Annotated in this window: 9 protein-coding genes; 8 read left to right on the top strand and 1 reads right to left on the bottom strand. The window is 37.4% G+C overall.

The genetic code is table 11. The annotated features are described in order from the left end of the window. The first annotated feature begins 111 nt into the window (after window positions 1-111). The 8 genes from G1O98_RS32440 to G1O98_RS32405 all read left to right on the top strand — a co-directional run bounded on the left by G1O98_RS32440 (window position 112) and on the right by G1O98_RS32405 (window position 9926). Window positions 112-954, top strand: coding sequence for a hypothetical protein (locus tag G1O98_RS32440; protein WP_163937160.1), 843 nt, complete (start codon window positions 112-114; stop codon window positions 952-954). 18 nt (window positions 955-972) lie between these two features. After that, window positions 973-2136 (top strand): glycosyltransferase family 4 protein, encoded by a 1164-nt coding sequence (locus tag G1O98_RS32435; RefSeq protein WP_163937157.1) that lies wholly within the window; start codon window positions 973-975, stop codon window positions 2134-2136. Between the two features lie 312 nt (window positions 2137-2448). Then, window positions 2449-4770, top strand: coding sequence for an ATP-binding cassette domain-containing protein (locus G1O98_RS32430; protein ID WP_163937155.1), 2322 nt, complete (start codon window positions 2449-2451; stop codon window positions 4768-4770). Between the two features lie 4 nt (window positions 4771-4774). Next, window positions 4775-5986, top strand: coding sequence for a glycosyltransferase (locus G1O98_RS32425; RefSeq protein ID WP_163937162.1), 1212 nt, complete (start codon window positions 4775-4777; stop codon window positions 5984-5986). A 48-nt stretch (window positions 5987-6034) separates the two neighbouring features. Continuing rightward, the gene (locus G1O98_RS32420; protein ID WP_163937153.1) at window positions 6035-6994 is read left to right on the top strand and encodes a glycosyltransferase family 10; all 960 of its coding nucleotides are present in this window, start codon (window positions 6035-6037) and stop codon (window positions 6992-6994) included. A gap of 3 nt (window positions 6995-6997) precedes the next feature. Continuing rightward, entirely contained in the window at window positions 6998-7978 is a 981-nt protein-coding gene (locus tag G1O98_RS32415) for an Npun_R2821/Npun_R2822 family protein (RefSeq protein WP_163937150.1), read from the top strand. A 3-nt stretch (window positions 7979-7981) separates the two neighbouring features. Then, entirely contained in the window at window positions 7982-8872 is an 891-nt protein-coding gene (locus G1O98_RS32410) for an Npun_R2821/Npun_R2822 family protein (RefSeq protein ID WP_114083768.1), read from the top strand. Between the two features lie 16 nt (window positions 8873-8888). Further along, entirely contained in the window at window positions 8889-9926 is a 1038-nt protein-coding gene (locus G1O98_RS32405) for an Npun_R2821/Npun_R2822 family protein (RefSeq protein WP_163937147.1), read from the top strand. Window positions 9927-9980: 54 nt separating this feature from the next. Here the strand turns inward: G1O98_RS32405 and G1O98_RS32400 are convergent, their stop codons facing one another. After that, a complete protein-coding gene (locus G1O98_RS32400) occupies window positions 9981-10865 on the bottom strand; it encodes a hypothetical protein (protein WP_163937144.1) in 885 nt (294 codons plus the stop codon). Window positions 10866-11013: the final 148 nt, after the last annotated feature.

The raw sequence follows: 11013 nt of genomic DNA, 5'->3' as shown, positions 1-11013 counted from the left end.
TTGCTGATCTCTACTCTATCGAATTTGACTATAACTCAAACTAGAGTAAGATTTTATGACAATAAATACCTATCTAATTTTCAAATTCAACAAAAATTATTCATTTTATTTATGTCAACACCAACTAAAGGCTTTATTACAATTCTAACTGGGCTTTATTCGTTTCAAGATTGTATTCATTTTTTAGCAGCAGTTAGAAAGTTTCATCAAGAACCAATCATTATTTTAATTGACCAAGTTCCAATAGCTCTTTATCCTTTGCTAAAGGCATTCAAAAATGTAATTTTGAAACCAGCACCTGCAAACAAAAATACTGTTTTAGCATCGCGACAAGCAAAATTAGCTCTATATGAAGCTTCTGAGTTTGATAAAACGATTTATCTAGATTCGGATATTTGTTTACTTACAAATATCGATGATGTATTTGACTATTTAGATGAATATGAGTTTTTACTAACGGAAGATGTACAACCTTCTATTCTTAAGGCTACAAACTTATTACGTGGTAAACAAGAAGACCTTTTGCCAAATGTTCTGCCAATTTTGCAATCGGTAGGATTACCATTACAAGCAGATAGTGTGCAGTATAATGGCGGTTTTATGGCTTTTCGGAAAACAGAAGTAACCAAGATATTTTTTGACGAATTTAAACGTTATTTTGAGATTGTCAAAAATAATCAAGATAAATTACTTTTAAAAGACCAAGGGGCTTTTGCTTCTGCGATCGCATCTGTACAACCTCATAAGAAAATCTTACCACCAACCTATAATTATCTCAGTAAGTGGCAGGATGCTTATGATATTCAGGATACAATTAAAGTTCTTCACTGTACTTATCCTTATCGTCCTCAATATGCTAAAGATATTAGTCGTTCCTTATATACAAGGGTTTTTGATAGATTCGCTCAAGTATTTTTACCGAATCAAGTTACAAATCCTTGGCGCATTAAATAAAAATTAAGTATAAAAACAGTGAAAAAATTTTCCAAGATATCGCTGTTGGTTTCAGATTTATCAAGTGCAGCTATTTTGCGTGCATACTTGATTGCAACAGCCCTAAGAAACTTAGAATATGAAGTTGAAATCATGGGGTTTTTATTTGGAAATAACTTATATCGAAATTTACCATCAGAATTAAACGTTTATAATTTGCCGGGTAAAAATTTCCCCGATTTTTTCGGAGAAATTAACCAATTTTTACCAAAAATTAATGGAGATATAATTTATGCAATCAAACCACAAATAGCGAGTTTTGGAGTTGCCCTACTAAAGAAAATATTTAGCCAAAAAGCATTAATTTTAGACATAGATGATTGGGAACTCAGTTGGTATGGTGGCGATGACTGGCATTATCGTTTCACACCCAAACAATTAGCCAGAGACTTGTTGAAATCAGACGGCGCACTTAGGAATCCTTATCATCCTTTGTACGTGAAATGGATGGAAGGTTTGGTAAGTAGAGCTGATGCGGTGACAGTGCATACTAAATTTTTGCAGCAGCGTTTTGGGGGTACATTTGTTCCCAATGGTAAGGATACTGCTTTATTTGATCCTGCTCGATATGATGCTGAGTCCAGCAGAAATCGTTATGGTTTATCTGAATATCGTATTTTAATGTTTCCTGGTGCGCCAAGACCCTACAAAGGTCTAGAAGATGTTCTCATAGCGCTCGATAAAATCAATCAACCAGACTTAAGACTAGTGATTGTAGGTGGCAGTCCTTATGATGATTACGATCAGCAACTTCAACAAAAGTGGGGACGCTGGATTATCAAATTACCAAAATATCCAGCGGATGTGATGCCTGACTTAGTAGCAGCAGCTCACATTGTAGTTGTTCCCCAACGAGATACCCCAGAAACTCGCGCTCAATTTCCCCTGAAGTTGACAGATGGAATGGCAATGGCTAAACCTGTATTATCAACGCGTGTTGGAGATATTCCCAAAATATTAGGTGATACTGGTTATTTAGTCGAGCCTGCTTGTCCTGAACAGATTGCTGAACAGATTCAATGGATTTTTCAGAATTTAGAGTCAGCAAACCAGCAAGGTATCAACGCAAGAAAAAGATGTGTAGAACACTATAGTATAGATGCTATGGCTTCGGTGTTAAAGTCGGTAATTTCTCGGTTGTAAATAATTAATATGGAATGAAGCGTAAATTGAAGAAAGCGGGAGGTAGAGGAACTTTTAAGTTGGGGGTTCGATCTTGGATAAATTGAGACCACGCAAAAGTTGTGAGGACTCAAACCACAAGCTCATTTTGATGGCGGCAGGAAAAAATCGCTTTTGTAATCTTCCCTTGTGATGGGGCAACATTCTTCCAGCAATAACTGCCTCTTTTATTGGAATATTGAAAATTATTTAGTTTGTCTATTTGATATTAGCAAGTTTGGCAAGTAATTTGTGAATAATATTAATAATTGAAAATTGCATAGTAAATACCCAATGTCTACCAGAAAACTGCTATTACGATTCGCTAGACCCTATCCAGGTTTGATTCTACTGACAATATTGTTAGGATTTTCTGGAGCTTTATTTAATGGGATTAGCACCGCTTTAATTGTGCCGGTGGTTTTAAAAATCGTGGGACAAGAAGTAGATTTAAGTACTGCTCCTCCTATTCTAAAAACGATGATATCTCCCTTTGATAATACTCCAGAACCTTACCGGATAGGAGTAATGGCTGGGGCGATTATCTTCACAATTATTTTAAAGAATTTAGCTACTTATGCCAGTTCCTTAGCATCGAGTTCTTTAACCCGAAAGCTAACATCAGATATGCGCGAAACTGGGTTAAAGCTATTACTAGAAATTGATATAGATTATTATGCCAAAACTAAGGTTGGTGATTTAATCAACCGTCTTGGTGGAGAAATTGGTCGGTCTGCAAGTTCTATAGGTAGTATCGTCAGGGTAGTTATCCTGGGAATCACAATTTTAGTTTTTGTCAGTTTATTGCTGTCAATTTCTTGGCAGTTGACAATTGCTGCTACGCTTTTGTTATCGTTGGTGACGTTAGTAAATCAGTATGCCATTTCCCGGTCGAGAAATTTTGGGAAGCAGCTGAGTGAGATGTCTAGAGCATATTCAGTTTCCGTACTGGAAACTCTGAACGGAATTCGATTGGTAAAATCGACGGGAAATGAAGAAAAAGAATATCAACGGATTAAAAAACTAATTCGCGATCGCGAATTAGCAGATTTCCAATCTCAAGTTAATTCGGAAGCCATTACACCTCTAAGTGAGGTAATGGGTATTACAGCTTTACTGCTGATTGTACTTTTGAGCAAAACCTTCTTTGCTCAACAGGTTTCTTCTCTTTCTACCGTACTCCTGACATATTTATTAGTGCTGCTGCGAGTGCTGCCATTGATTTCTCAGTTAAATACTATTCGCAGCAACTTTGCTAGTACCGCAGCTAGTGTGGATGTGACGAATGAGTTTTTAAGCTTGCATGATAAGCCGTTCATGGAGAAAGGTAAGATTCCCTACACAAAATTAGAAGAGGGAGTGTCTTTTAATTCTCTTTGCTTTGCCTACCCTGGTCATGAAAAGTTGGTACTCAAAGATGTAAATTTATATTTACCGCGTGGTACGACCTTAGCATTGGTAGGCGGTTCTGGGGCTGGTAAATCTACTTTGGCAGACCTTTTACCCAGATTTTATGACCCGATTGCTGGCAGTATTACCATTGACGGCACCGATTTGCGGGAGTTCGATCTAGTATCCCTACGGAAGCGGATGGGGATTGTCAGTCAAGATACCTTTCTTTTTAATGACTCGGTGCAAAATAACATCGCTTATGGGCGAGCAGAGGCTACTGATGATGAGATTTTGACAGCAGCAAAGCGGGCAAATGCTTATGAGTTTATTAGCAAATTGCCTCAAGGATTTGACACCCTAATTGGCGATCGCGGCGTAATGTTGTCTGGTGGACAAAGGCAAAGATTAGCGATCGCCCGCGCCCTCCTCCAAAATCCCGAAATTCTGATTTTAGATGAAGCCACCAGCGCTTTAGATACCGTTTCCGAACGATTAGTACAATCTGCACTTGACGATCTTAGTCGCGATCGCACCACCCTAGTAATTGCTCACCGCCTTTCCACAGTCCAAAAAGCCGATCAAATAGCTGTGTTAGATCAAGGACAGGTGGTAGAAGTGGGAACCCATGAAGAACTTTTGCAAAAAGGTGCTTACTACTCACGCTTGTACTCCATGCAATTTAGCGATCGCCCTAATAAAAATTTGATTCAGACAAAAATTATTAAGGCAATGCGCCTAAACTCAAAGAAATTTGTTGATCGTCCTGAAGCCGCTACTAAACACAATCAAAGCTTGCTCCGTATCTCTCACGAAATTCGGACACAGTTGAACTCAATGATTGGATTACTGCGCTTATTGCTTGATGATCTGGAAAACGATTCTCAAGAACGGCACAAATTAATTGAAGACTCTTACAAATCAGCCTGGAGAATTCTCAACACTATTGATATTTTTGAGGATGTGATGAGCTTACAAATAAGGGGGCAGATTATCTCAATTTCTGACCAAAATCAAAATATCATCAGCGACTATTATCAAAGCTTTAATCATCTCTCCGTTGAGTTTAGAACTTCTCTTAATCTCATACTTAGCTCTCTCCGCTCTCTAGCAGATAATTTGATAGATACTCCTCAAGAGCCAAATGAATTAATTAGTGAAACTTATGAATCTACTATATGTCTTCTGAAGAATTTAGAAAAATTTGAGGATAGTATTAATGTCTAAAATTATGAAAAATAATACTTTAAAAAAACACTACATTTTTTTCATTGGTGAAGAATTACCCCAGCCAGAGGCTCACCTAGTACAGTCTACAAATGCAGCTAATGCTGCCGCTAACTTGGGATACTCAACAGTTTTGGTATACCCTGAAAAAGGAGCAAAAGCTAATAACCCAATTAATTTATTACGCCCTTTTAAACCGATAAAAACACCAACAGAACTTATTGAATATTACAATCTCCATGACAAATTAAAAGTTGCTCCATTACCGATGCCTTGGCCGATTGACCATTTTGCGAGCAAATTTACTGACTCCAACACCATTGCAAGCAAGTACTATTTACCATTTCATATACTTCCAACTACTAAACTTGTCCATAGCCGCAACTGGAATTTTGTCAAAGCTGCTATCAAAAATGGCATTCCGGCAATTTATGAACACCACCACCATGAAGAGAAACCATTTGAGCAAGAAATTGTTACAAATCCACTGTTACAAATAGCTGTCACCGTTGTAGAAACAATCCGTGAAAGCATGATTAAAAATGGAATGCCGCCAGAAAAAGTAATTAAGCTGCACAATGGTTTCAATCGCTTGTTTATGCAGAGGCAACCAGAAAAAGCCGCAGAATGGCGACAAAAACTATTGCGAGATGAAAACCAAAAATTGGTAGTTTATGCGGGAGCATTACAGCAATTTAAAGGTATTGATGTACTAATTGATGTGGCTAATGAAATGCCTAATGTGCAATTTGCCTGTGCAGGTGGTAAGCCAGCAGAAGTAGAATATTATCAGCAATTGGTAAAAGAAAAACAGGTTAATAATATTCAGTTTTTGGGCTATGTCTTGCATAATGAGTTAGCGTCTTTGCTACAAGCAGCAGATGTTTTAGCTCACCCTCATTGTTCCGGGAAAGCGGCAACTTTCACATCTCCTTTAAAGCTGTTTGACTACTTCGCCTCTGGAACTCCCATTGTCTCGACGGAAATTCCTTCATTAGTTGAGTTTCAAGATACAAAAGCGATTGCTGCTTGGTGTGAACCAGATAACCCGAGCAAATTTGCCGACAGTCTGAAGCAGGTTTTAGAAACTCATCCTAGAAGAATAGAAGGTTATCCAGATAGTATCGAATTTGTCAAGCAGTTTTCTTGGGAAAATCGAGCCGCAAAAATTCTTAGTTATGTTGATGAATCTCTGCTACCCCTATTTATCGCATAAAAAGAATCTAGAAGACAAATGATAAATGACAAATGATTAATAACTAAAATGACTATAAAAACTGTAGGGATGATTAGCAGCTATCGAGGTTTAAAAACTAGAGCCGATTGGCTGTGGCAACAAACCCCGCATCAATTTGGAGTTTGGGGCAATATGCAAATGCAGGCACTAGCAACCAAACCAGATTTTCTACTGATGTATCAATTTGATTTTCCTCAAGCAGCGCCACAAAAATCTTGGTTAGATAGCTTTCGCAAACGGCAGCAAAAATCAGTAGTAAATGTTGATTCTCTACTGCGCGGTGTCAACAAAGAGCGGATTATTTATTTGCTAAGAGAACCGCCTTTAGATGAAATTGTCGAAATAACTAATCATAATTATCAACAAGCCCAGAAGTATTGCGGCTACATTTCTGGCCCCGATGATTTTGCCCCGACTCCTGACTATATGCCTGCTATTTGGTATCATTCAAATTCATTTCAAGATTTAAATGAAATGCCACCACCTGAAAAGGTTGCCCCATGTAGTTGGATTACTTCGGGAATTAGTCGTACAGCCAAACATCGCCAGCGTTTAGACTTTTTGCACTCCCTACAATCTAGTGGCATGAAATTTGATTTATATGGGCGTAACCTACCAGAATCGGCTAAAAAATCGGGAGAGCTAGGTAACAAATGGTATGGGATGGCACCATACTATTACAATTTGGCAATTGAAAATTATGCTGATAATAATTGGTATGTCAGTGAGAAACTTTGGGATAGTTTACTTGCCTGGTGTCTACCAATTTACTATGGTGGCCCGGCTGCTGATAAATTATTGCCACCCGGTAGCTTTTTGCGGTTGCCCAGTTTAGATGAAAAAGGCATTGCCTACATCAAAGAAGTGACAGCTACACCTGATGCTTGGTATGCTGCCAAAGATGCGATCGCAGAAGCACGTCAAATCATTTTACATAAGTTGAACTTACTTAACTGGTTATCAAACTTTGTTGATCAACACTCATAAATTATGAATGGTATTTGTACCCTTGGCAATGATTATGTTTTCGATCAACTGGTGGCTTTGCTCAACAGTATTGATGTTATTTTGGGCCCCGAAACTCCTGTTTGTATCTATCCTTTCGACGATCAGACACAGCGAATTGCTGATGAAATAGCTAAACGCCCTAATGTATTTCTTTACGATAATCAAGAATCAATCAACCGTTGGGATCAATTTATGCTCTCAGCAGCACCAGAGCGATTGAATCGGAGTAAATCACGGTTATATGGCGCTCACCGTCGTTTTTGCGCCTTTGATGGGCCATTTGATAAATTTATCTATTTAGATGCAGACACCTTGGTGATGAATTCTCTGGCATCGGTGTTTGAAAAGCTAGATACTTATGATTTTGTTGTCTACGATTTCCAATTTAAAGACGTTAGTAAGATATATAATGTTAACTCGCCAAAATTACTAGAGGTTTTCGAGCAAAAACGCATTGATTCCGAAATCTTTTGCTCCGGTTTCTATGGTGCAAAACGAGGAATATTTAACTCAGAACAAAGAGAGATCCTAATATCGCATTTACAAAATGGTGAGGCAGAAATTTTGTATAGCGGTGCTGGAGAGCAACCACTGATAAACTACATGGTAATGAGGTCTAATCTTTCTATTTATAACTTTGCTCGTCAACTACCAGATAATGCAAAGACAGGATGTTCTGCCACATCTAAACACTTCGAGGAACGAGAACACCTTCTTTATGACAAAGGTAATCGGCTAACCTATCTTCATTATATTGGTATCCCTCCTAATATTAATCAAGCAGTCTGTGCTGGAGAAAATATTGATTTTCCCTATCGAGATTTATTTCTCTACTATCGTTACTTAAACGAACCAGATAAGCGTCCCATCTTTCAAAACCCTCCTAAGAATTATAATGACGCTCCAGTACCAAATTTACTTACAAGAGCTTTGCGAAAACTTAAGTTAATTAACCAAGGATAATTTATGAGCAGGGGAATTTATATTGTTGCAAACGATCGTGTTATTGATAATGCGATCGCTTTACTAAATAGTATTCGTTACTATGATCCAGAAGTAACCATTTATCTGATACCATTTAACGAAAATTATCACAAGGTAGCAGAACAGCTTTCTACCTTACACAAAGTGCAAATTTTCCCCGATTTGGAACTTATTGATAAATTTACCAAACGCATCGGAGAAATTTTTGATCGGGATTTTCTCGCCTTACCAAACAAAATGCGTAAACTGGTGGCGTGGTTTGGCCCTTTAGATGAATTTATTTATATTGATACAGATATTGTCGTTTTTGAAAAAATCGCCGACAATTTAGACAAACTTTCAGAAGTCGATTTCTTCTGTTGTGATTACCATCATGCCAATGACAAACTGCGAAATATCTTTTCCCCATTTGTGAAAGAGCAGCAAATTTTTTCTGATGCTCAACTTCAAGATGTTTTTAACAGTGGCTTTTGGGCTTCGAGAAAAGGAGTTATTACTGAAGAACAAATGGATGAAGCTTTGCGCGAGTGTGCCGCGCATCGTGAATATTTCGATTTTTCTGAAGGAGTTACAGACCAACCAATTTTAAATTATCTTGTTCTCAAACTAATTGCCAAACGAGGAAATCTCGTCAAAATTCCTGGTGGTGGGCCTGGTAGTTGGGCGGGTTCACAAAGTTTCCAACAGCAAGATTATGCCCTCTATGACCGAGGACAACGACTCAAATATCTCCACTGGGCTGGTACACGGATGAAAACTGGTAGTCCCTATTGGCAATTGTGGGAACACTATCGCTATCTCCATGAGGGTAAATTTGCTTTCATCTCTAAACTGACTCGCCGTTTATTTCCTTTTGTTGCTGCCCGCACTTAATATTAGGAGTATCCCAATGATTGATGGTATCTACATCCTAGCCAATGATGTTGTCTATGACCAACTAGTAGCATTGCTCAACAGTATAGAAGCTAATGCTGGTAGGAAAATTCCTATTTGTATACTTCCATATAATCAGCGCTTAGATAAGGTGAAAGCAGAGATTGCATCTAGAGATAATGTCAGCTTATTTGAAGATTCTGATTCCATAGCTTATTGGGATAACTTTGCGACTCAGATATGGAAAAATTATCCTAGAGCGCAAAGAACTTGGCGAGAGTGGGGTTTTTCAGAACTTTATGAGTTACCAATGCACCGCAAATTTTGTGCTGTGGATGGCCCCTTTGATAGATTTATTTATTTTGATGCAGATACATTGTTAATGGGGCCAGTAGATTATGTATATGAAAAATTAGATACATCTGATTGGGTAGTCAATGATTTTCAATATAAGTCTGACTTAAAATTTATTTTTGATGGTTCACCAGAGCAAATGCAGCAAGTTTTCAATTCAGAAAACTTGCAAGATAAAGTATTTTGTGCTGGTTGGTTTGCAACCAAGAAAAATATTTTTTCTCCAGCTATAAGAGCCGATTTAATGGGCAAATTAATCTCAGGTGAGGCAGATGTCATGGCTTTTTTAGCACCTGACCAATCTTTATTTAACTACATGGTCTTAAGAAGTGGAATTTCCTATTATAACTTTGCTTTTTATGACTGCGAGCAGGCAACTGGTAATCATTGGAGTTCTAAATTTGATGTGGTAGATAATATCCTCTATGACCAAGGGCGGAGATTGACCTACTTACACTATATGAGTGTATCTTCTTCAGCTTTTGTGCGGCTTTGTGGAGGTGAAGATGTAGATATCCCTTACCGCGATGTTTTCTTATATTATCGCTATTTAAAGTCGCCTGAAAAACGGCCTCAAAGTTTTACCCGCCCAAGCCAGATAACGCTTTTGCAAAAGTCTACTAGTAGTTTTATTCAGCAAAGAGTAAACAATATTAAATTAAAGTATCGTAACTTCAAGGATAAAATTAATGGTTACTAATAATTCAGCAAAGATATGCCAATTAAATCAGCTTGTTGATGTTTTTCCAAAGTTTCATCGGTGATAAAAATTAAAATTACTCAATGCCGCAAGTCTTAAACGCAAGGACCGATAGTAATAACCAATAAATTTATTTAGCTTATGCAATAGCTTTTGGAAAAGTGAATTTTTGTGGTATTCAATCGCTTCGTGCTGTTGAAAATATATCAGCGTTTTATCTGGATTTGCTTGTCCCTTTTTGATTTTCTGCCGTTCTACCCAATCCTTGAAATAAACAATACCGTCCATAGCGTCCCATCGAACTGGTAATCCAGCCTTAGCAGCAGCTAATCCTATTGCATAACCCTCAGCACTATAAAAACCATTTAGCTCACAGTAAAGTGCAATAGTTTCCCAGTGCTTAATAAATTCGATTTCCCGCCCATCTTGCCTTGTAACGACAAATAACATTTCCATGACAAACTGAATATTAGTATCTTCTAAATCCAGGTCTAGTTTTTGTGCTAGTTTGTTCAGAATGGTCAAATCTCTAAGTCTATTTGCCTTGTAATCATCATTTGCTGAATTAATATATTCTTGATTGTGTTTGACAATACTTGTACAACTTCTTGCTGTTATGCCAGGAAGCCATTTTATATCTGGTTGTAACTTATCTAATATTCTGATATCTGCATCGACAAATATACAAGTATTAAACAGTGATATTGCTTTGGCAATTACAAACCTTTTATCATGGTAACAACCAATACTCTGTTGTTCATGGTGAAATGCTAAAACGTTAGGATATATTTTAAATTCTTCTAGCTTATCTGTTAGGACAATTAAATATACTCCTGGCGAATGTTTTTCAATATCTTGAGCTAATAGGAAAGCATGAGAGCGATATCTTTTCCCTAAAGCTAAAGTGCAAAAACAAATGTCTGATTTTTCTTGGTTCATAAGATTTTATTGTTGAAATAAAATTTGGCTGAGACTAATATTAAAAATTTGTTTAGAGACAGAAGAATTATGCAAATTGTTTCGATTTAAATCAAACACTATGTTCACATATATAATATGGGTACTGACTACTGTAATAGTACCTATT

Source organism: Nostoc sp. UIC 10630 (assembly GCF_010747425.1).
Classification (GTDB): Bacteria; Cyanobacteriota; Cyanobacteriia; order Cyanobacteriales; family Nostocaceae; genus Nostoc.
The sequence above is the reverse complement of the archived record's forward strand: the minus strand, read 5'-3'. Positions and strand labels throughout refer to the sequence as shown.